The organism is Providencia sp. wls1916, assembly GCF_009706585.1.
GTDB lineage: Bacteria > Pseudomonadota > Gammaproteobacteria > Enterobacterales > Enterobacteriaceae > Providencia > Providencia lanzhouensis.
Genome location: NZ_WLUL01000021.1, coordinates 86234 through 107502, shown reverse-complemented (window position 1 = coordinate 107502; position 21269 = coordinate 86234). Strand labels below are relative to the sequence as shown.

The following is a 21269-nucleotide window of genomic DNA, read 5'->3' as shown; positions in this document are numbered from 1 at the left end:
AATTAATGGACTCCTGACTCAGTTTGCTGCCGGCTTAAATGCCATTGCAAAGCACTTTTCACAATCAAGGTAATAATCGCTAATAACGCTAAAATAGCCGCAGCCGTGAACGCACCTACCGTATTGTAATCTTGATGAAGCAACTCAACTTGCAGAGGCAATGTGTAAGTTTCACCACGAATAGCGCCCGATACCACAGACACCGCACCAAATTCGCCAATGGCACGCGCATTGGTTAATACCACGCCATAAAGCAGCGCCCAGCGAATATTTGGCAGAGTGACTCGCCAAAACATTTTCCAACCTGACGCACCCAATAATGTTGCTGCTTCGTCCTCTTGGCTTCCCTGACTTAGCATCAATGGCACTAGCTCCCTGACGACAAATGGGCATGTCACAAAAATAGTCACTAACGCCATTCCCGGCCATGAAAACATCACCTGAATATCAAAGCCTTCTAACCAGCCACCAAACCAACTATTCGAACCGTAAAAGAGTAAATAGAGTAGCCCTGCCACGACCGGCGAAACCGCAAAAGGAATATCAACTAAGGTCAATAACAACTGGCGCCCTGGAAACTGAAAACGCGTCACCAACCACGCCAACATCACGCCAAAAACCAAGTTAACAGGCACTGTGATCAACGCGATAAGAATCGTTAACCCGATGGCATGGAGCATGTCTGGGTTGCTTAAGTTGACGAGTACTTCACCTAATCCCTTCTCAAATGCCGTGATAAAAATCCAGATAATTGGCACCACCAGCAGCAATACCGAGAAAAATAGCCCAATTCCAATGAGTGCCCATTTTCCCCAGTTGATATTTCTGCGTTGAGTGACTGGAAATGGTGTGACTTGTCCCATTAATGCCCCCCTAAGCGTTTACCAAAGCGGCTTTGGATTACATTCACCGTGAATAAAAGAAGCAGTGATACCGCTAAAATTACCGAGGCAATCGCACTAGCGGCAGGGTAATCAAACTGCTGCAATTGGCTGAAAATCATTAAGGAGACCACCTCCGTTTGCCACGCAATGTTTCCGGCGATAAAAATAATCGCCCCAAATTCACCAAGGCTGCGTGTAAAAGATAAAACGGTTCCCGCTATTAGTGCAGGAGAAACTTCAGGTAATACAACACGGCGGAACGTTTGCCAGCGTGTTGCACCTAGCGTTTGTGCAGCTTCTTCGTATTCAGGCCCTAACTCTTCCAGTACAGGCTGAACCGTTCTGACCACAAAAGGAATGCTGGTAAAAGCCATCGCGACGGCGATACCTAACCAAGTATTTACCACTTTGATATCGAACTGATGCAGATACTGTCCATACCAGCCCGATGTGGCAAATAAGGTCGCAAGAGTCAGCCCAGCGACCGCCGTAGGAAGCGCGAAAGGTAAATCCACCAATCCATCTAGGAACAAGCGACCAGGAAAGCGATAACGCGTTAAAATCCATGCCAGCAACATGCCAAAAACCGCATTAAATAGGCTTGCGACCAGAGCCGCCAATAAAGTTACTTTATAAGCAGCAACCACTTGAGGGTAACTGATCACAGCCCAATACTGCTGCCATGTCATATCGGAAAGCTGCACCACGAGAGCGCTTAAAGGCAATAACAAAATCAAACAGACGAAAAACAAGCTACTACCTAACGTCAGTCCGAAACCGGGTAAAAACCGCTTTCCTGATTTACGCATTAACGACGACCTTGTTCCATAAGTTGATCAAATTCCCCTCCCGTCGAAAAGTGGTCATTCATCACATTGTTCCAATTGCCAAATTGTGATTCCACCGTAAACAGCTGAGTTGACGGGAATTTGCTTTTATTCGCTTCCATCACCTGTTTGTCATTCACGCGGTAATTAAAGCGAGTAATAATATTTTGTGCCTCGGGGGTGTAGAGGTAATTTAAGTAGGCTTTTGCCGCTTTTTCTGTGCCATTTTTTTGCACATTTTTGTCAATCCACGCGACTGGGAATTCCGCCAAAATATCGACCGGAGGCACAATCACTTCGTAGTCGGATTCGCCATATTGGCTACGAATGTTATTCACTTCAGACTCAAAGCTAATTAAAACATCCCCTAACCCTCGCTCGATAAATGAGGTTGTTGCACCACGACCGCCCGTATCAAACACTTCAACGTTTTTCAGGAATTGCTGCATTTTTTCGCGTGTTTTAGGGCTATCTTTACCATTTTCTTGGTTAAATGCTCCCCATGCTGCAAGGTAGGTATAGCGACCATTTCCCGACGTTTTGGGGTTTGGAAATACCAGTTTCACGTCACTGCGTGCAAGGTCGTTCCACGTTTTAATGCCTTTCGGATTGCCCTTACGAACTAAAAACGCCATTGTCGAATAATAAGGGGAGCTATTATTCGGTAAACGCGCTTGCCAATCTGCCGGGATTAATTGCCCTTTATCGTGGAGAATTTGCACATCAGTCACTTGGTTAAACGTCACCACATCCGCTTTTAGCCCTTGCAAAATGGCCAACGCTTGCTTCGATGAGCCCGCGTGAGACTGCTTGATTGTCAGTGGATCATTAGGGTTTTCCTGCGCCCACTGCTTTTCAAATTCAGGGTTTAACGCCGCAAATAGCTCTCTTGAAATATCATAGGAACTATTCAGTAATTCAGCCGCCGTCAGGGATGCGCTACTCATTAACGAAAACATCGCCAAACTCGCTAAGCCTGTATTTTTAAAAATTGATTTTTTCATATGATCCCTACTCGTGACTAAACCCAAACATAATCTAAAAAACAATGTATATGTTTTGGTTATAACTTTGTAGTTATCAATCATCTTTTGATATATCAAGTTGGAATAACAAAGAGGTTATAGCAATAAGCCATAAAATTCAGAGGAAATTTAAGATGTTAATGTAATGAGGAAGGTTCATTTAAGCCTAGAATAAAACGTTAAGAATAAACATGCATACTTGCCAAACCTAATTGCGGTGTGTATCGTGTGTATGTCAGTTGACGAAATGGAGGGATCTTGAAAAGTTCGGAGCTGATAAATTTGTTAGAAAATAATGGATGGAAATTAGAGCGAGTTAAAGGAAGTCATCACCAATTTTCTCATCCAGACTTTTCAATTGTTATCACAGTCCCGCATCCTCGAAAGGATTTAAAGATAGGCACACTTAATCAAATCCTTAAGGCGGCTAAACTGAAACATTAATTAAAGACGCGCTCTTTAACACGCTCCGAGCGCTATCTTTATGGAGACAAAACATGCTATACCCAGCCTTTATTGAAATTGATCATGATGGTAGTGCGAGTGGTTGGTTTCCAGATATTGAAGGTTGTACTTTTGCTGGCGACAATATTGAAAATGCTTACACTGATGCAAAATCAGCACTCGATGCCCACTTTGAATTATTAAGTGAAAAGGGGTTTGAAATTCCTGAGCCAAAATCTCAGCAAGAGCATCTAAATCGTACAAAAGATGAATATCAAAATGGTCTTTGGTTATTCGTTGATATCGACATGGATAAATATGATGGACGTGCAGAAAGGATTAATATTACGCTACCTCATCGCTTACTGCATCGTATTGATACGCTAGTTAAAGCCAATCCCGAGTATGGAAGCCGTAGTGGATTCATTGCTGCCGCAGCACGTAAAGAACTCCAAAAAACCGATCAGTAAACGCTTTCAAGCTGCCGCTATCCGCGACAGCTTGAATTATCGCGATAAGATTATAGGGATAATAATCTTTCAATTGATGGCGCGTAGTAATAGCTACCAGAAACGGCTTTCGTCATACGCAGCAGATCATCATATTTACCATCAGTTTCACCAAACATGCTCAGCAATTGTTGTTCAATATTATGGATGGTTGCGCAGTAGGCAATAAAGAATAAACCATGTTTACCGCTTGCTGTGCCGTATGGCAGGCTATGGCGCATCACAGAAAGCTCTTCGCCCTCTTCTTCAATCACTACGCGAGAAACGTGAGATGTTTTATTACGTGCATCTTCGTCTAATTCAACGCTATCGTGTTTAGTTCGACCAATCATTTTCTCTTGTTCATGTTCAGAGAAACGAGACCATTTTTTCAGGTCATGCTCATAGCGTTGTACCATGACATAGCTACCACCAATGTCATCGCCTTGATTAATCAACGTCACTTCAGCAATTTCTTCGCCTTGAGGGTTTTCTGTACCATCAATGAAACCGCTTAAATCTCTATCTTCAACCCAACGGAAACCATGAATTTCTTCAACCACTTCAATGGATGAACCAAATGCTTTTAGCGCGGCTTGCGCCAGAGAAAAGTTAATATCATGACGTAATGATTGAATATGAATAAACATATCGCGCTGAGTCGCAGGCGCTAGTCCTTTGCCGAGCGTGCGAAATGGCTTTAATTCTGGTGAAACAGCTGAGTGTCCGAGCTGCTTCCAAACATCTGAACCAAATGCAATCACTGCACCAAGACGATCATCAGGGAATTTTGCTTGTAGTTTGGTTAATTCATCAACAAAAATCTTGCACCCTGATTTCACCTCTTCGAGCGACCCGGTCACCATGGCTTCAATAAAAATACCAAAACGACTATGTTCCTTCAAAATACCACTTTGGGAATGAGACATGCATAAACCCCTTAGAATGAATAAATTACACAAACCTATACTTTAAATTAGTTTATCGCATTAATAATGATTTTCACCTTGTTTTAACGCAAGAGTTGGCCAGTCTAGGAAATATTAGAAGGGTCTGACGAGAGAAAAGAATAAATAGCAATATTATCAGTAGATTATAACCGTAAGTTATTGCCTATTAAATCGAATAACTTACGGCCTTTTGTCCAAAATTTTAGCTAAGTAACTTATTTATGCCAAATAATTTGCGACACTTTCCATGTTTTCAACACTTCATCGGCCGGCATTAAATTCTCAGGACCTTGCCATTTTCCGCTGAATTTATAAACCACTTTGCTACTTTGCGGTGCAACACACAGTACTGTCGGTATATTATCAACCGCTTCCCCTAAGGAACATGATCCGTAGGCCTTCTGGTAAATGTCGCTAAACTCAGTACCAATTTGGGTATCCCATTCAGTGAGCATATCAGGATCATTCACGACAATACGAGATACGGTGCCTTTTTCAGGACCAAAGACTTCGACTTCAACGTCTAAATCTTTCATAGCTTGAAACACCGAAACCATTTCTCCATTTTCAAGCTGCATGCCACCACGTATGGCATAGCGGTCATCAAGTTGATTATTAATCACATCACGTTCCATTGGCGTCAGACTTGTGATTGCCCCCACGCCCGCTTCTGAAATCATTAGAGGGCTATGAAACCATGTGGATGGTGAAAATAGGCTTTTACCAGCACAACCCGATAGCATCACCGCGCCACCAAGTAGAGAAACTTTAAATAGGGTTACGAATACGTTTTGGGACATATCATCCTCTTTAGCGGGTCATATAATGCATACTGAGACCGTCCATTTCATAAAAGATTCACGCTGTTTAGCCAAACCTTCAAGAAAATAATCACCAGCAGTTTAGAAATCCACTTCGTGAGTCAATCTTTTTGAATAGATCAAACGCTCAGCTTGCTCTTCTTCATACAACATTTTTTCAAACATGCAGATTGCCGAATCAGACTCTTCGTTGACCAACAATTCGATTCTGCCACAACCACGGGCAATCAATTTTTTCTCTAAACGACTCACTAACGCATTAGCAATACCGCGCCCGCGAAATTCAGGATGTACAGCTAAATACACAGCGGTACCACGAATTCCATCGTAGCCCCCCATAATGGTTCCGACCACTTCACCCGATACCTCGGCGACAAGGAAAAGATCGGCACCGCACTGTAGTTTACGCTCAATATCTAATTCAGGATCACCTGAAATTTCATTCAATTGACAGCGTTCCCACAGCGTAAGCACCTCTTCATAATCATTTTGGCGAAATATGCGTATTTCCATCATCTTGTCCGTTTGAGCTAAACTGTCTGCCATTATCACTGCTTTTGATACACAATCAATAATCAATATGCCTTTTTTACCTCAACGGGGTATACTTTACCCAATTTATTTCTCCCGACGGTTCTATTAAAAAACAATGAATTACCCAGATATTGAACGCATAAAAGCCTATTTGCAAAGCTTGCAAGATACCATCTGCCAAAAAATCACAGAATTAGATGGCAAAGAAACCTTCCTTGAACAAACTTGGGAACGTGCTGAAGGCGGTGGTGGACGCAGCCGAGTTTTAACCCACGGCGCACTTTTTGAACAAGCTGGCGTGAATTTCTCACATATCAAAGGTGAAAAAATGCCTGCTTCAGCGACAGCACATCGCCCGGAGTTAGCAGGACGTAGCTACCAAGCCATGGGCGTTTCATTAGTTATCCACCCTCTCAACCCTTATGTACCGACCACACATGCCAATGTGCGCTTTTTCATTGCTGAAAAAGAAGGTGCCGACCCCGTATGGTGGTTTGGTGGTGGTTTCGATTTGACCCCCTATTATGGATTTGAAGAGGATGCTGTCCATTGGCATACCGTCGCTAATGAACTTTGTACGCCTTACGGAACGGAGGTTTACCCTAAATACAAGCAGTGGTGTGATGACTATTTCTTCTTAAAACATCGCAATGAGCCTCGTGGCATCGGCGGATTATTTTACGATGACCTTAACCAATGGGACTTTGAGTCTTGTTTTGCATTCACGCAAGATGTCGGCAATGGCTTTTTACAAGCTTATGTACCCATTGTCGAAAAACGTCGAGAAATCCCATGGGGTGAGCGTGAACGCCAATTCCAACTTTATCGTCGCGGACGCTATGTAGAATTTAACCTTGTTTGGGATAGAGGCACACTCTTTGGCTTGCAAAGTGGCGGGCGCACAGAGTCCATTTTGATGTCTATGCCGCCATTAGTACGTTGGGAATATGACTACCATCCAGAAGCCGGTAGCCCAGAAGCTAAGCTGTATACCGACTTTTTGATCACTGGTAAAGATTGGCTCACACACAATAAATAGTACAAACTTCTGTAATTAATCAGATTTCTATCTGCTAGTTTTGATAATAAAAATTAGCAGATATTGATTTAATTACTTAATTATCATGTAGTTACAATAAAATCACAACCGTTTATGATTCCATTTCGTCAAACAAAATGGAGTTATAAATGAATCAGATACTTGGTCGTTCACTATTATCACCTAGCTTAATCTCTCACTTCTATCAAGAAAGCCAATGCAATGATTTAAAATCAACCTTATTTCATATCAATGACATCATGAGCCGCACTTACACAGAAGAAGATGCGAACTATCAACGTCAATTACTGGCTAGCACTTGTAGCATCGCCGGCGGCACCTACAACCGAGTGATCCGTGATGCCCAACAACGTGTAGAAAATTACACTCACAACCACTCTAGCCTACCGATTTGTCGCCGCGAAGAAATGCCAGTTGATGAGCATATGGCGCATAACGATTTCGCCGTTATTATGCGAGAAGAAGATAAAGTGGCACCGACTGAACCAGCACATCGCGTGTTCGCTGCTATTGGATTGATCCGCTCATTCCTTAAGGAGAAACTCAATATTGATCAGATGTTTGGTTGTGATGCTGATATCAATGCGGTTATCCATTATGACAAAAACTATTCCAATGCATTTTGGAATTCTCAAGCTATTTTCTTTGGGGATGGTGATGGAACTATTTTTGGCCCGTTCTACAACGATATTGACATAATCGCTCACGAACTCGCTCATGGATACATTGGCTCACAAGCTGATTTTGACTATGTCGATCAATCTGGTGCATTAAATGAATCTGTTGCTGACGTATTAGGCATCATGGTGAAGCAATATGTTCAAAAGCAAACTGCGACACAGTCCAACTGGTTACTGGGCGAAAACTTATTTATTGATAAGAGAAAGGGACCTGCATTACGTTCAATGAAAAATCCGGGTACAGCATACTATTTCACTAAATCAAATAATGACCCGCAAGTGGGACATATGGATCAATATCGCGATTTACCTCGCTATGTCGATAATGGCGGTGTGCATATTAACTCAGGCATTCCAAACAAAGCCTTCTATTTACTGGCAACAAAAATAGGTGGTTATTCTTGGGAAATAGCAGGGAAAATCTGGGTTGCAGCGGTGTCAGATCCGAGCGTCTCGAATACGGCGACGTTTATTGAATTTGCTCAGGCAACAATTCGCTCAGCAAAAAATCTGTTTGGTGATCAAATTGAATTGGCAACTCGCCAATGCTGGCTAGATGTTGGGTTACGTGTTCAATAAAAATGAAGTGTAATAAGTAATTATTACGCCCTTGTCGGCCCACAAAGAGGCTGACTTTTATCTAAGACTTTGATCGAAAATCATAATAAAAAGGCCAAGTACACATGAGTTTTAGGTCACTCATCCTCAGCCTTTTCTCACTTCAATATCTTTTGCTTCATTCTTGCCCAATTAACGTTTTTTCTTTTTACGTCCTGGCTGGGTAAATTTCTTTTTCGGTGGTTCTGCATTAGCTTTCGGCTTTTGGCTACCCGCACCTTGCTTTCCTACTGCTTTCCCGCTACTGCTACGCGCTTGAGATTTTGCCGCTTTTTTCGGTTTAACATCGGACTCTGATTTTTCAATCAAATTAAACAACTCGATAAGCTCATCATCGGTTAAGTCGCGCCACTCCCCCACAGGAATGCCCGTGAGCCTCACATTCATAATCCGCACGCGTTCTAACTTCGTAACTTCGTAGCCAAAATGTTCGGTCATACGACGAATTTGGCGGTTTAACCCCTGAACCAGCGTAATACGGAAAACAAACGGAGCCTCTTTTTTGACTTTACATTTCTTCGTCATGGTACCGAGAATTGGTACCCCCGCGCCCATGCCACGAATAAATTCATCGGTCACAGGCTTGTTCACGGTGACAATGTACTCTTTCTCGTGATCATTACCTGCACGTAAGATTTTATTCACTAAGTCGCCATGGTTCGTCAGGAAGATCAATCCTTGGGAATCTTTATCTAAACGACCAATAGGGAAAATACGGGTACTGTGATTCACATAGTCCACAATATTATCTTTTTCGCCACTTTCGGTGGTACTGACAATCCCAACAGGCTTATTCAACGCGATCAAGACTAAATCTTCTTCATTGCGCGGTTCAATTAACTGACCATTGACCTTGACCACGTCTCCCGCGGAAACTTGGTCGCCAATGCCTGCGCGTTTACCGTTAATGAACACATTGCCTTGCTCGATATAACGATCAGCCTCACGTCTAGAGCAGATACCGCTCTCGCTAATATATTTATTCAGGCGTGTGGTTGAATTGATTTCCATGGTTTTCCTCAGTCATTAAAACAACTTAAATTTTAGGGCTGTGGCGAGCTAATAAATAATAGTAAAAAGCCGTAACAACCTAATTGGGTTACGGCTTTAGTCTGTTTATCGCGCTAACAGTTGGCGATTAGCGTTTTTTCAAGTGCTGCATCAGACGCTTACGTTTACGTAACTGGGTTGGTGTCAGTTTATTTTTCTTATCTGCATATGGGTTTTCACCCTCTTTAAACAGAATACGAATTGGCGTTCCCATTACATTTAATGAACGACGGAAATAGTTCATTAAATAACGTTTATAGCTATCTGGTAAATCAGAAACTTGGTTACCGTGGATCACAACGATTGGTGGGTTATGACCACCAGCATGCGCGTATTTCATCTTCACGCGGCGACCACGGATCAATGGTGGCTGATGTTCATCTTCCGCCATTTTCATAATACGTGTTAACAGTGCAGTACCAACCCGGCGAGTCGCTGATTCATACGCTTCTTGCACAGATTCAAACAAGTTACCCACGCCGCTACCATGTAGCGCAGAGATAAAGTGAATACGGGCAAAATCTACAAAGCCAAGACGAAGTTCCAGCATATCTTTGACATGCTCGCGATCTTCAGGCTTCATGCCATCCCATTTATTCACTGCAATCACTAATGAACGGCCTGCGTTCAAAATGAATCCTAGTAACGATAAATCTTGGTCAGAGATACCTTCTCGAGCATCGATAACCAGCAAGACCACGTTAGCATCTTCAATCGCTTGCAGCGTTTTGATCACTGAGAATTTCTCTACAGTTTCAGTCACTTTACCGCGCTTACGTACCCCAGCGGTATCGATGAGAATATATTCACGCTCATCACGCTCCATTGGGATATAAATACTGTCACGGGTGGTACCCGGCATATCAAAGACGACCACACGGTCTTCACCGAGAATACGGTTAGTTAGGGTAGATTTGCCCACATTTGGGCGCCCTACGATAGCCAGCTTTATTGGCAATGTACTCGGGTCAAAATCATCTTCTTCGTCTTCGGAGAATTCACCTTCTGCTTCCAGCTCAGCCCAATACGCAGCATTCGCTTCTTCGTCAGTAAGTTCGATTTCTTCGTCTTCAACCTCAATAAAAGGTTTTAAAGAGTGTTCAATTAACTGAGTGACACCACGACCATGAGAGGCAGCAATAGGGTAAATTTCCCCAAGACCCAGTGAATAGAAATCACCAACAACGATATTGGCATCAATACCATCAGTTTTGTTGGCAACTAAATACGTTTTTTTCTTGCGGCTGCGTAAGTGCTTAGCGATGCCTTCATCCGCTGGCATTAAGCCTGCTCTTGCATCTACCATGAAAAGAACAACGTCAGCTTCTTCAATCGCTTGAAGCGACTGAGCCGCCATATGGGTTTCTACGCCCTCTTCAGTACCATCGATACCACCAGTGTCGATAATAATAAATTCGTGCCCTTCAACTTCTGCACGACCATATTTACGATCACGGGTCAGACCGGGAAAGTCCGCTACAAGTGCGTCACGGGTACGGGTTAATCGGTTAAATAACGTGGATTTTCCTACGTTTGGACGCCCAACCAGCGCTACGACGGGTATCATTCTTCAGTGCCTCACAACTTTAATTAACTAATAGAATTCTGAGGCTAAACTCAGAAAACAAAAAACGAAACGGCCCCTGTATTCAGGAACCGTTTATTTTATCGATAAATTGTCTGCTTGTCAGAAAATTAACGTGTTAACAGGTAAACTGTTCCGTTTCTTGTCTGAACCATCAGTTTATCACTCGCAATGACTGGGCGGCTGTGGATCCCTGAACTGTTCAGTTTATTTTGAGCCACAAAGCCACCTGTGCTGGTATCTAACCAGTGCAGATAACCTTCTTTGTCACCCACAACAATATAGCCGTTATAGACTTCTGGCGCAGATAATCCACGGTTTAGTAACTGATCTTGAGTCCATAATGTCACGCCGTCGCTCTTACGAACAGCCAGCACGCGGTCAGTTTGGTCAACTAAATACAGGTTATCACCCGATAACACCATGTCATTGATGGAGCCTAAATCACGCTTCCATAACATTTGACCTGAACGCATGTCCAGTGCCGCCAATGTGCCGTTATAAGCAATCGCGTACACTTTGCCATCATCAATCACAGGCGTCATATCTACATCGTTCAGACGACCAATTTCTGTTGAACTGGTGACTAAAGAGATGCGTTGTTGCCAAATTAATTGACCTTGAGACAGCAGGACGGCACTCACTCGACCATTATCACCACCAACGATAGCCGCACCAAATGCAATCGCAGGCGCAGACTCACCGCGTAATGACAGTGATGGGGTATCCATATTCACTGTCCACTTAATCGCGCCTGTCGCTGTATCCAGCGCTTGTAATTGACCATTGCTCGTGTGGATGACCACCATGTCGCCACTCACGACAGGCTTGGACAAGGCTTCGCCTGCCACTTCCACATCCCACAACACTTCACCATTTTCTTTATTTAGCGCGATAACTGTACCACGCTCAGTACCGATGAAAATTTTGTCATCAGAAATGGTCAAGCCACCAGACAGTAACGCAGATAAATTGGCAGAAAGAAAACCAGTACGTTTTGATAAATCGACAGACCACAGTTCTTTACCGCTATCAAGTTCTAGCGCTTTAACTAAGCCTTTACGATCCGCAGCGTAAATTGCTGAACCATCCCAAACAGGAGAAAGTTCAGAATAGAACTGCTCAACACCATTACCGACGGATTTATCCCAAACAATAGAAGGTGTAAATTGATTCTCAACCTGTGGTAATGGCGCCATCACAATAGAATCAGTTTCGCTGGAACAACCGGCAAGTAAAGCTGAAGCAACCAGGCCTACCAAAAGAGTTTTGCGCAACTGCATAGTGTGTCGTTTCCTTTCTTCTTATGAATTAGATACGTTGTTCAATTTCAGAGTCAAAATACCTCTGAGTGATTGAGAACCTTCACTTTCTAACCCCTGAGTGTATGCCGCTTTAGCGCCGGATTTATCACCCTTATGGAGTAAAGCATCCCCACGGACATCCTGTGCCGTAGCTTGCCATGACTTACCTTGGATCTTAGCAACAGAGGCGATAGCCGCATCCGCATTACCGAGTGCAAGTTGGATACGCGCTAAACGCAGGTTAATCACATCTTGCAAATCAGCGGTTTTTGCTTTCGCTAATGCGTCAGTCAATGCTTTCTCAGCACCTGCTAAATCGCCTTTATCAGCAAAAACTTGCGCCAGTTCCAGCCCAGTCATTGAACTGTAAACGTCGTTAGTTTCTGCTGCAAATTTTTGTGCAGCTTGAATACCTTCCGCTGAACCTGAACGTAACTGAGTATTGACGGCCTCGTATTTTGCTGCACTTTCTTGCAACACATTCGACTTGTGTGATTGCCAATAGTTCCAACCAAATACACCACCGACACCAATAACCAGTCCAACCACTAAAGCAACGCCGTTGTTAGCGAAAAAACGTTTGATCGCCTCAACTTGATCTTGTTCGTTTGTATAGACTTCCACTTGTCTCTCCTTAACCTAACAGCGTGGCGATACGCGATGCCATTAGTTGCTGTGAAATAGTTTCTTGCTCACCAGTACGTAAATCTTTCAACGTCACTTGGCTATTATTGATTTCGTCTTCACCTAAGATCAGAGCAATTTTTGCCCCTTGCTTATCGGCACGCGCGAGCTGCTTCTTAAAGTTACCGCCACCGTGGTTAGTCATTAAACGCAGAGTTGGCAGTTCATCACGCACTTTTTCTGCAACTAACAATGCAGCTTGTTGGCTATTTTCACCAAAAGAAGCCAGATACACATCGGCAACGGATGTATCTGCGATGAACTCTGGGTTCACTTCTTGAACCAGCAGAACCATACGTTCCATACCCATTGCAAAGCCAACTGCAGGTGTTGCACGACCGCCCAGTTGTTCTACTAGACCATCATAACGTCCACCCGCACAGACCGTACCTTGGGAACCTAGCGCAGTTGTCACCCACTCAAACACAGTGCGGTTATAGTAGTCTAAACCACGCACCAAGCGTTGGTTAACACGGTATTTAATACCCGCGTTATCTAATAATTTGCACAGTCCATCAAAATGCTCGCGAGATTCCGCATCCAGATAATCAAACAGCGCTGGCGCATCATTTAATAATGCTTGAACGTCTTGATTTTTAGAATCCAGCACACGCAGAGGATTGCTATACATACGACGTTTGCAATCTTCATCCAGCTTATCTTTGTGCTGTTCCAGGAAAGCGACTAACGCATCACGGTAGTTTGCGCGAGCTTCTAATGAACCGATTGAGTTGAGTTCCAGCGTAACATGCTCGCTGATCCCAAGTGCACGCCACCAGCGGGCAGTCATTAAGATCACTTCCGCATCAATATCAGGACCTGCCAGACCAAACACCTCAGCACCTAGCTGATGGAATTGGCGATAGCGGCCTTTCTGTGGACGCTCATAACGGAACATTGGCCCTAAATACCATAAGCGCTGTTCCTGATTGTACAGCAAACCATGCTCAATACCGGCACGGACACAACCTGCGGTATTTTCTGGGCGCAGTGTGAGGCTCTCTTCGTTACGGTCGTTGAAGGTATACATCTCTTTTTCAACAACGTCAGTCACTTCACCAATCGCCCGTTTAAATAACGGGGTCTGCTCTACAATCGGGGTACGAATTTCGCTAAAACCATAACCCTGTAAAATATTCTTCAATGTTGCTTCGATTTTTTGCCACACTCGAGTATCTGCTGGCAAGTAGTCATTCATGCCTCGGATGGCTTGGATATTTTTTCCCACTTTATTTCTCTATTTTCAGAATTACATAAGGTCGATTATAAGAGCGAAATGTCATCAGGTTCAATCAACAAACTGCAAAACCACCGTGGAATCGGGAATTATCTGTTGATTTTGGTCGCTATGGCGTAATTTTAAGAAAAAATGACCGTGATTAACACTGCTAATCACGGTGATAAATAAAAAACTGACTCATGATGAGCCAGTTTCTAAATATTATTTATCTATCTGATTAACATTTATTCGCATGCTCTCGTCTAGCATTGCCGCTTTGGCTCGAATTTTAGCTTCTAGCTGATCAATAATGTTGTCATTATCAAAACGCTCTTTTTGACGAATACCATCTTCGTAGAATCCACTCTTGGTTTTCGCACCCGCGACACCCAATGTGGACACTTCAGCTTCACCAGGACCATTCACTACACAACCGATGATAGACACATCCATTGGCGTGATAATGTCTTCAAGTCGCTGCTCTAACGCGTTCACCGTGCCAATCACGTCAAACTCTTGGCGTGAACATGTTGGGCAAGCAATAAAGTTGATACCACGGGAACGAATACGCAGTGACTTCAGAATATCAAAGCCTACTTTCACTTCTTCAACAGGATCGGCAGCAAGCGAAATACGCAGTGTATCCCCGATACCTTCAGAGAGCAGCATACCTAAACCGATAGCTGACTTCACAGAACCTGAGCGCGCACCGCCCGCTTCAGTAATACCTAGATGAAGTGGTTGGTCAATTTTTTGAGCAAGCAGACGATATGAGCCCACAGCAAGGAATACATCAGAGGCTTTCACACTGACTTTAAATTGATCAAAGTTCAATCTATCCAAAATATCCACATGGCGCATGGCTGATTCAACCAACGCTTCTGGTGTCGGTTCACCGTATTTTTCTTGAATATCTTTTTCCAGCGAGCCGCCATTCACCCCAATTCGAATAGGAATATTGTAATGACGAGCGCAGTCAACCACTTGGCGAATTCGCTCTTCACTACCGATATTTCCCGGGTTGATACGCAAGCAATCAACACCATATTCTGCCACTTTTAAGGCAATACGGTAGTCAAAGTGAATATCAGCGACCAGAGGGACATCAACTTGCTGTTTGATTAATTTAAAGGCTTCTGCGGCATCCATCGTGGGTACTGATACGCGCACAATATCTACCCCAACACGTTCAAGGGCTTTAATTTGGCGAACAGTGGCTTCGACATCGGTTGTACGGGTATTGGTCATTGATTGAACAGCGATAGGTGCGCCGTCGCCAACAGGAACATTACCGACATAAATACGGGTGGATTTGCGTCTTTTGATTGGTGATTCGTTATGCATTTTTGTTTAATTCTCCGAACATCCATGTGCTCATTTTAATACCATGGCGCTCTTTAATATCATGGCATAGTGTATGGTCATTGCTTTAACGCGCCCCACTATACACAAGAAAGCAAACTATAAACTATCACAAAGAGTGTTTTAGGATATAGTTTGCTTCTTTAATTTCGTAATATTTTTATGCTTCTGGCAACTTAAATTTCGCGGAACGTTTCGCTTTGATAAAGCGGCTTAAATCAACATTTTTACCTTGGAATTGCACCGTCACATTGGCTGGCGCACCGATATTTAAACGGTAAGGTTGTGCGCCATCAAGTTCTAATTTGTCGCCGTTATTTTTCATGCCGCTAAATAAAACTTTATTGTTTGCGTCACGAATTTCTAACCAGCATTGACCAGAGAAACTTAACGTTAAACCATTACCTGTTGCGGCTGGCATATCCGTTGTTTGAGAAACATCTGCTTGGGCTCTGTCAACAGAAGGTGTTGTTTGCGGCGCATTTGGCAGCGGGATTGTTCTCACCCCTTCTGCATCTGTATTCGTTGCTGTTTGGGTGTCCGTCAATACTGGTGCAGGATCGACCAGTGGGTCGGTTTGTACAGTGCTATTGTCAGTCGCAAGTGGCATATCAACCGCAATATTGTTTACGGGTTCACTAGTATCTTGTTGAACCAAGGCTTCATTTTGGTTAGCCATCGACAACAAATCTTTCTGTTGAGCATTATGATCTTGCCACCACCAAACGCCAATCATCGCAATTAAAACAATCACGATCAGCCACGTCAATTTCATTAGCCAACCTTCGCGTTTTTTACGCTTTTTGCCTAATGAGTAGCTTTGCATTGGGGAAACATTCGGGGACTGTGCGGGAACATCACTTTTTAACAGAGACGTAATTTCATTTTCAGGGATACCAACCATTCGTGCATACAAACGAATGTAACCACGTAAAAACGTAGGCTCTACGCCCGCAGGATGAATATCTTGTTCTATTTCCTTTACCGTACTCACTTTAAGACACAGTCGCTCCGCAACTGTTTCTTGCGTTAGTCCCATACGCTCGCGAGCGCGGGATAATAATTGCCCTACAGTGATAGAAGTTTGTTCGGTATTATTTTCGATAGTCATTAGCTGGCAACACTATTTCCAAGTTTAATAAATATAAAGCAGATTTTACGCTACTTTACCCGTCTGATTACGTCATAGTTTCCAACAACAGTAGAGAAGATATGCCGCTTTAATTATTGTAGGCGAACCAGGGCGTTTTGCCTAACCATAAAACGCCCCGAATTATAACCTAACTCACTGATTAGATATTATCTATATATCAGACTGATTTTACCTGGATAGGTTCCCCAGCAAGGCGTTTTTTCAAGGTACGTTTCGTCCTATCAATAACATCCCCTGCCAGTTGCCCACATGCAGCATCAATATCATCACCACGAGTCTTGCGAACTATAGTCGTAAAACCGTATTCCATCAATACCTTAGAGAATCTATCAATTCGGCTGTTGGAGCTGCGACCATATGGCGCTCCTGGGAACGGGTTCCATGGGATCAAGTTGATTTTGCTTGGTGTGTTTTTCAAACATTCCGCGAGTTGGTGGGCTTGTTCAACGCTATCGTTAATATGATCAAGCATCACATATTCAACCGTGACACGTCCCGCATTCGCATTGGATTTCGTTAAATAACGATTCACACTAGCTAAGAATGTTTCGATATTATATTTCTTATTGATTGGTACGATGTCATCACGCACATCGTCCGTTGGTGCATGCAGAGAAATAGCCAGCGCAACATCAATCATATCGCCTAACTTATCCAGTGCAGGAACCACGCCTGAGGTGGAAATTGTTACGCGGCGTTTTGATAGACCGAAACCAAAATCATCTAACATGATTTCCATCGCAGGAACCACGTTATTTAAGTTTAATAACGGCTCCCCCATCCCCATCATCACCACGTTGGTGATAGGACGGCGGCCGCTAGACTTCAACGAACCGATGATTTTAGCCGCACGCCAAACCTGTCCGATGATTTCGGAAACACGCAAGTTACGGTTAAAACCTTGCTGGGCTGTAGAACAGAATTTACATTCCAGTGCACAGCCAACTTGAGAAGAAACACACAGTGTTGCGCGATCAGCTTCAGGGATATACACCGTTTCAACCAGTTGATCACCGACTTTGATAGCCCACTTAATCGTGCCATCGGATGAACGTTGTTCATCAGCCACTTCAGGTGCTCGGATCTCAGCGACTTCGGTTAATTTCGCGCGTAGCACCTTGTTGATATCGGTCATTAGCTCGAAATCATCGTAGCAATAGTGGTAAATCCACTTCATAACTTGGTCTGCACGGAACGGTTTTTCGCCGAGCTCAGCAAAAAATTCGCGCATCTGCTTGCGGTTTAAATCGAGCAGGTTAATTTTTTGACCGCTTTTTTCTGGCTGCCCATTTTTTTCTGGCATAGCAGATACAGCAGAAGGAGTTGCACATTGTGCATTGGTAGTCATATCAGACATTGAGTTTGCCTCGTTATTACACTTTCGGCAGTGCGAAAAGCACGACGTAAATTGGGATTGCGATTAGTCGGGACGACTAAAAAATAAATCACCCTGTTAACGCGATGATTAACAGGGCGACATATTGTACAAATATTATAACAATAATGCTAATGCATTATTGAGAACGCCTTAGCGTGGGCAGATTTCGTCAGCAGTGAAGAAATATGCGATTTCACGTGCAGCAGACTCTTCTGAATCTGAACCGTGAGTTGCGTTTTCAGTGAAGCTGTCCGCGTAGTCAGCACGTAAAGTACCTGCTAATGCGTTGTCTGGGTTAGTTGCGCCCATCAGGTCACGGTGACGTTGGATTGCGTTTTCGCCTTCTAACACTTGTAACATGATTGGACCAGAAGTCATGAATTCAACCAGACCATCAAAGAAAGGACGACCTTTGTGCTCAGCGTAGAAGCCTTCAGCTTGTTCACGAGTCAGGTGCATCATTTTAGCAGCAACGATTTTGAAGCCTGCGCTTTCAAAACGGTTGTAAATTGCACCGATGACGTTTTTCTTAACTGCGTTTGGTTTGATGATAGAAAATGTACGTTGAACAGCCATAAATAACCTCTTAGCGATTGACTTGACTTTTACTCTTTATTCTCTGCTTTGTTTCTCTTATTTAACCCAATGTTTCCACTAGAATTTCAAGAGGGGCATATGAAGAACCAAGAATATGTGCCTGTTGTAGTTTTTTATATTGTTTCTATTCCTGATGTTAGGAAGCAGAAAAATAGGGCGTTGATTATAGGGGCTTGGATTACAATTTCCTACAGTCACATCAACATTTTGTTAATCTTTTCATAGCAAAAAATGCTAGATTTTTAATTAAGTCGTCGTTTTATGCTATTACTTCACCTTAAAGTTGATAGCGGTGACCTGTCCGCTCATATCTAAGACAGATATTTGGTAGTTTCCACTTTTTTCGAGCGTCAGCAAAATTGCCCCATTTTGCTCGGTATTGTTCACTTGCTCGCCGTTTAAAAACCACCATTTTTGCCCTTGTCCACCTTGAGTGAGTAAACGCAGGTCTAAACTGGTTTTTCCGGGTAAACGTTGGAGAACCTCCCCTTCGCGGATACCTGAAATTAATAATGGTGGCATTTCAAGATTTAACGGCGGACAAACGGCATCCGGCTTAGGCAGTCGATTTATTCGTTTTTCACTTACAGGCAACCACGACTCTACGGTAATCGGCCATAAATGGATCTCTTTTTCTTGGGCATTTGGGCAATCTGGCGCAACTTGTAGCCCCTGCTCATTCACCCACACTTTTTGTCTGAGTCCAAGAGAGGATTCTTGATCCCGTGCCATTAGCGTTGGTGGAATCGTATTATCTAAAATCCAGCTCAAACGGCGCTGGCGACAATTACTATCTTCTTTCAGTAATGAGGTTCCCCCTGGCCAGCAGATCACGGCTTGGCTAACGCTCGCGGGTCTTGAATCTTTCGGAAGCACTTCTCGAGATTGATAAATTCGCGTCAGCAGCATGTTATTTACTTGGTTCATAATTGGAATTGCTGTGGCATAGCCAAGCTGCCCTGCAACTGGCGTTGCATCAGGACGCCCAACCCAAACACCAATCGTATAACGTGGGTTCACACCAATAGCCCAAGCATCGCGGTATCCGTAACTAGTCCCTGTTTTCCATGCAAGATTTGGCTGTCCCGATAAATTAGCATCAGGGACTGGGCGGGCTTCTCCTGCCATAATCCGGCGAACAATCCACGCGGCCCCCGGAGACATTAACTTGCGGTCGCGGATAACATCTGTCGGTCGATAACGCAGTGGAGAAACTTCTCCTTGGCGAGCAAATGCACTGTAAGCTGACACTAAGTCTTCCATTCGTGCCGCCGTTCCCCCGAGGATCAACGACAAGTTAGGTTCTCCGCCAACTGGAAAACGCAGTTCTGTGCCCACATTACGTAATTGCGCCGCAAAACGCTTACTGCCATAGACATCCAGCAGTTGCACAACGGGCAAGTTTAATGAGCGCACCAACGCATCACTCACACTGACAGGGCCATTAAAACCGCTATCAAAGTTACCGGGACGATAATCATTAAATCGACGAGGAACATCCTGCAACAGTGATTCGGCGTGGATCAAACCATCATCCATTGCCAGCGCATATAAAAATGGCTTGAGTGTTGAGCCCGGTGAACGCCACGCACTGATCATATCCACATGACCAAAGCGACTATCATCCTGAAAATCAATCGACCCGATATACGCTTTCACGCTCATATCCGTGTGATCAACCACCAGCAATCCTAAGGAAGTTTGCTTAGGTAATTGGTTTTTCCAGTTCATCGCCATATCTTCAAGCTGCTTTTGCAGGCTAGCATCAATGGTAGTTTCCACGATGGATTCTTGGGAATCTTTGACCATCCGACGCGCCAGTAATGGTGCTAAATGCGGATTTTTACGTGGGGCAAGCCAGATTTGCTCTTGCTTGATTTCATTGACTTTTTCAGTGCTCCAAACTTGGTATTCAGCCAGTCTGTCGAGTACTTTATCTCGTGCTGCTTGCGCCCGTTCTGGGTATCTGTCAGGTCTTAAACGGCTTGGCGCTTGTGGTAAAACCGCAAACAATGCCGCTTCACTTGCGGTCAATTTTGCAGGGGATTTATTCAAATAGACCCAGCTGGCAGCACCTATGCCCTCAATCGTCCCCCCATAAGGTGCTCGGTTAAGATACATTTCGAGGATTTCATCTTTAGAATAGTGATATTCCAGCTGTGCAGTACGCCATAACTGTTTGAGTTTGCCACCAAACGTGCGCTCATGTGGGTCAATCAGCCTTGCCACCTGCATTGAGATGGTACTGCCCCCAGAGACAATGCGTCCTGAGCTCACTAACTGCCCTGCCGCCCGCATTAACGAAAATGGGTTAACCCCCGGATGCTGGTAAAAATGGCGATCTTCATAGGTTAATAACGCGTCAATATATTCCGGCGAAACCTCGTCCAACTTAACAGGGAAACGCCAAATACCTTCTTTATCGGCAAAACGCCATAACGGAGTCCCATCCCCCGCGACGACCGTGCGTGCCATTTCAATCTGCTTGATTGGCAAAGGCCAAATTTTATCTGCTGCTAAAAAGGCCAGTGGCAATACCACGACCAAAACCAGTAGCGTCCACCCAATGCGACGTAGCCATCTCTTCATTCGTCAATATACCGAGA

20 protein-coding genes are annotated in these 21269 nt (G+C 43.9%); 4 read left to right on the top strand and 16 right to left on the bottom strand.

The window, feature by feature from the left end:
• Window positions 1-2: 2 nt before the first annotated feature.
• Genes cysW through GKR61_RS15210 form a run of 3 tightly spaced genes read right to left on the bottom strand, consistent with a single transcriptional unit; the run spans window position 3 to window position 2715 of the window.
• Window positions 3-863, bottom strand: a complete 861-nt coding sequence (gene cysW, locus GKR61_RS15220; RefSeq protein WP_036949527.1) for a sulfate/thiosulfate ABC transporter permease CysW — start codon at window positions 861-863, stop codon at window positions 3-5.
• Window positions 863-1693, bottom strand: a complete 831-nt coding sequence (gene cysT / locus GKR61_RS15215) for a sulfate/thiosulfate ABC transporter permease CysT (protein WP_036949525.1) — start codon at window positions 1691-1693, stop codon at window positions 863-865. The genes cysW and cysT overlap by 1 nt, the downstream gene beginning before the upstream one ends.
• Window positions 1693-2715 (bottom strand): sulfate ABC transporter substrate-binding protein, encoded by a 1023-nt coding sequence (locus GKR61_RS15210; protein WP_154600221.1) that lies wholly within the window; start codon window positions 2713-2715, stop codon window positions 1693-1695. Before GKR61_RS15210 ends, cysT begins: the two co-directional genes overlap by 1 nt.
• Window positions 2716-2994: 279 nt before the next feature.
• Here GKR61_RS15210 and GKR61_RS15205 point away from each other — a divergent pair, with 279 nt between their 5' ends.
• The gene (locus GKR61_RS15205) at window positions 2995-3180 is read left to right on the top strand and encodes a type II toxin-antitoxin system HicA family toxin (protein ID WP_071992125.1); all 186 of its coding nucleotides are present in this window, start codon (window positions 2995-2997) and stop codon (window positions 3178-3180) included.
• Between the two features lie 53 nt (window positions 3181-3233).
• Window positions 3234-3650, top strand: coding sequence for a type II toxin-antitoxin system HicB family antitoxin (locus GKR61_RS15200; RefSeq protein ID WP_036949521.1), 417 nt, complete (start codon window positions 3234-3236; stop codon window positions 3648-3650).
• Window positions 3651-3700: 50 nt separating this feature from the next.
• On the opposite strand, the gene GKR61_RS15195 is transcribed toward GKR61_RS15200, so the two are convergent.
• The 3 genes from GKR61_RS15195 to GKR61_RS15185 all read right to left on the bottom strand — a co-directional run bounded on the left by GKR61_RS15195 (window position 3701) and on the right by GKR61_RS15185 (window position 5952).
• Window positions 3701-4597 carry a Dyp-type peroxidase gene (locus GKR61_RS15195; protein ID WP_036949519.1) on the bottom strand — a complete coding sequence of 299 codons (897 nt, stop codon included), beginning with the start codon at window positions 4595-4597 and terminating at the stop codon, window positions 3701-3703.
• Between the two features lie 236 nt (window positions 4598-4833).
• On the bottom strand, window positions 4834-5418 hold the full coding sequence (locus tag GKR61_RS15190; protein ID WP_154600222.1) for an RpoE-regulated lipoprotein: 585 nt from the start codon (window positions 5416-5418) through the stop codon (window positions 4834-4836).
• A 102-nt stretch (window positions 5419-5520) separates the two neighbouring features.
• Entirely contained in the window at window positions 5521-5952 is a 432-nt protein-coding gene (locus tag GKR61_RS15185; RefSeq protein WP_036949558.1) for a GNAT family acetyltransferase, read from the bottom strand.
• Between the two features lie 136 nt (window positions 5953-6088).
• Between GKR61_RS15185 and hemF the strand changes: the two genes are divergently transcribed.
• Together hemF and GKR61_RS15175 are read left to right on the top strand one after the other, a co-directional pair.
• Window positions 6089-7012, top strand: coding sequence for an oxygen-dependent coproporphyrinogen oxidase (gene hemF, locus GKR61_RS15180; RefSeq protein ID WP_036949516.1), 924 nt, complete (start codon window positions 6089-6091; stop codon window positions 7010-7012).
• 149 nt (window positions 7013-7161) lie between these two features.
• On the top strand, window positions 7162-8292 hold the full coding sequence (locus GKR61_RS15175; protein WP_154609821.1) for a M4 family metallopeptidase: 1131 nt from the start codon (window positions 7162-7164) through the stop codon (window positions 8290-8292).
• A gap of 171 nt (window positions 8293-8463) precedes the next feature.
• Here GKR61_RS15175 and rluF read toward each other — a convergent pair whose 3' ends face one another.
• The 10 genes from rluF to pbpC form a co-directional block, all read right to left on the bottom strand.
• Window positions 8464-9342, bottom strand: a complete 879-nt coding sequence (gene rluF, locus GKR61_RS15170; RefSeq protein ID WP_036949512.1) for a 23S rRNA pseudouridine(2604) synthase RluF — start codon at window positions 9340-9342, stop codon at window positions 8464-8466.
• 127 nt (window positions 9343-9469) lie between these two features.
• Window positions 9470-10948, bottom strand: coding sequence for a ribosome biogenesis GTPase Der (der, locus tag GKR61_RS15165; RefSeq protein WP_036949510.1), 1479 nt, complete (start codon window positions 10946-10948; stop codon window positions 9470-9472).
• Window positions 10949-11076: 128 nt separating this feature from the next.
• Entirely contained in the window at window positions 11077-12249 is a 1173-nt protein-coding gene (bamB, locus tag GKR61_RS15160; RefSeq protein ID WP_036949508.1) for an outer membrane protein assembly factor BamB, read from the bottom strand.
• A 21-nt stretch (window positions 12250-12270) separates the two neighbouring features.
• Window positions 12271-12894: a YfgM family protein gene (locus tag GKR61_RS15155; protein ID WP_036949506.1), complete on the bottom strand. Its 624-nt coding sequence runs from the start codon at window positions 12892-12894 to the stop codon at window positions 12271-12273.
• Window positions 12895-12904: 10 nt separating this feature from the next.
• Entirely contained in the window at window positions 12905-14182 is a 1278-nt protein-coding gene (hisS, locus tag GKR61_RS15150) for a histidine--tRNA ligase (protein ID WP_036949504.1), read from the bottom strand.
• 213 nt (window positions 14183-14395) lie between these two features.
• Window positions 14396-15517, bottom strand: coding sequence for a flavodoxin-dependent (E)-4-hydroxy-3-methylbut-2-enyl-diphosphate synthase (ispG, locus tag GKR61_RS15145; RefSeq protein WP_036949502.1), 1122 nt, complete (start codon window positions 15515-15517; stop codon window positions 14396-14398).
• Between the two features lie 178 nt (window positions 15518-15695).
• Window positions 15696-16646, bottom strand: coding sequence for a cytoskeleton protein RodZ (gene rodZ, locus GKR61_RS15140; RefSeq protein WP_154600226.1), 951 nt, complete (start codon window positions 16644-16646; stop codon window positions 15696-15698).
• A gap of 199 nt (window positions 16647-16845) precedes the next feature.
• Window positions 16846-17991 carry a bifunctional tRNA (adenosine(37)-C2)-methyltransferase TrmG/ribosomal RNA large subunit methyltransferase RlmN gene (locus GKR61_RS15135; RefSeq protein ID WP_410431076.1) on the bottom strand — a complete coding sequence of 382 codons (1146 nt, stop codon included), beginning with the start codon at window positions 17989-17991 and terminating at the stop codon, window positions 16846-16848.
• A 225-nt stretch (window positions 17992-18216) separates the two neighbouring features.
• Window positions 18217-18642, bottom strand: coding sequence for a nucleoside-diphosphate kinase (gene ndk, locus GKR61_RS15130; protein ID WP_036949497.1), 426 nt, complete (start codon window positions 18640-18642; stop codon window positions 18217-18219).
• 288 nt (window positions 18643-18930) lie between these two features.
• A complete protein-coding gene (gene pbpC / locus GKR61_RS15125; protein ID WP_154600227.1) occupies window positions 18931-21252 on the bottom strand; it encodes a peptidoglycan glycosyltransferase PbpC in 2322 nt (773 codons plus the stop codon).
• Window positions 21253-21269: the final 17 nt, after the last annotated feature.

Coding starts and splice junctions, on each gene's coding strand:
- cysW (WP_036949527.1), bottom strand. CDS start 863: ATGGGACAAGTCACACCATTTCCAGTCACTCAACGCAGAAATATCAAC.
- cysT (WP_036949525.1), bottom strand. CDS start 1,693: ATGCGTAAATCAGGAAAGCGGTTTTTACCCGGTTTCGGACTGACGTTA.
- GKR61_RS15210 (WP_154600221.1), bottom strand. CDS start 2,715: ATGAAAAAATCAATTTTTAAAAATACAGGCTTAGCGAGTTTGGCGATG.
- GKR61_RS15200 (WP_036949521.1), top strand. CDS start 3,234: ATGCTATACCCAGCCTTTATTGAAATTGATCATGATGGTAGTGCGAGT.
- GKR61_RS15195 (WP_036949519.1), bottom strand. CDS start 4,597: ATGTCTCATTCCCAAAGTGGTATTTTGAAGGAACATAGTCGTTTTGGT.
- GKR61_RS15190 (WP_154600222.1), bottom strand. CDS start 5,418: ATGTCCCAAAACGTATTCGTAACCCTATTTAAAGTTTCTCTACTTGGT.
- GKR61_RS15185 (WP_036949558.1), bottom strand. CDS start 5,952: ATGGAAATACGCATATTTCGCCAAAATGATTATGAAGAGGTGCTTACG.
- hemF (WP_036949516.1), top strand. CDS start 6,089: ATGAATTACCCAGATATTGAACGCATAAAAGCCTATTTGCAAAGCTTG.
- GKR61_RS15175 (WP_154609821.1), top strand. CDS start 7,162: ATGAATCAGATACTTGGTCGTTCACTATTATCACCTAGCTTAATCTCT.
- rluF (WP_036949512.1), bottom strand. CDS start 9,342: ATGGAAATCAATTCAACCACACGCCTGAATAAATATATTAGCGAGAGC.
- der (WP_036949510.1), bottom strand. CDS start 10,948: ATGATACCCGTCGTAGCGCTGGTTGGGCGTCCAAACGTAGGAAAATCC.
- bamB (WP_036949508.1), bottom strand. CDS start 12,249: ATGCAGTTGCGCAAAACTCTTTTGGTAGGCCTGGTTGCTTCAGCTTTA.
- ispG (WP_036949502.1), bottom strand. CDS start 15,517: ATGCATAACGAATCACCAATCAAAAGACGCAAATCCACCCGTATTTAT.
- rodZ (WP_154600226.1), bottom strand. CDS start 16,646: ATGACTATCGAAAATAATACCGAACAAACTTCTATCACTGTAGGGCAA.
- GKR61_RS15135 (WP_410431076.1), bottom strand. CDS start 17,991: ATGCCAGAAAAAAATGGGCAGCCAGAAAAAAGCGGTCAAAAAATTAAC.
- ndk (WP_036949497.1), bottom strand. CDS start 18,642: ATGGCTGTTCAACGTACATTTTCTATCATCAAACCAAACGCAGTTAAG.
- pbpC (WP_154600227.1), bottom strand. CDS start 21,252: ATGAAGAGATGGCTACGTCGCATTGGGTGGACGCTACTGGTTTTGGTC.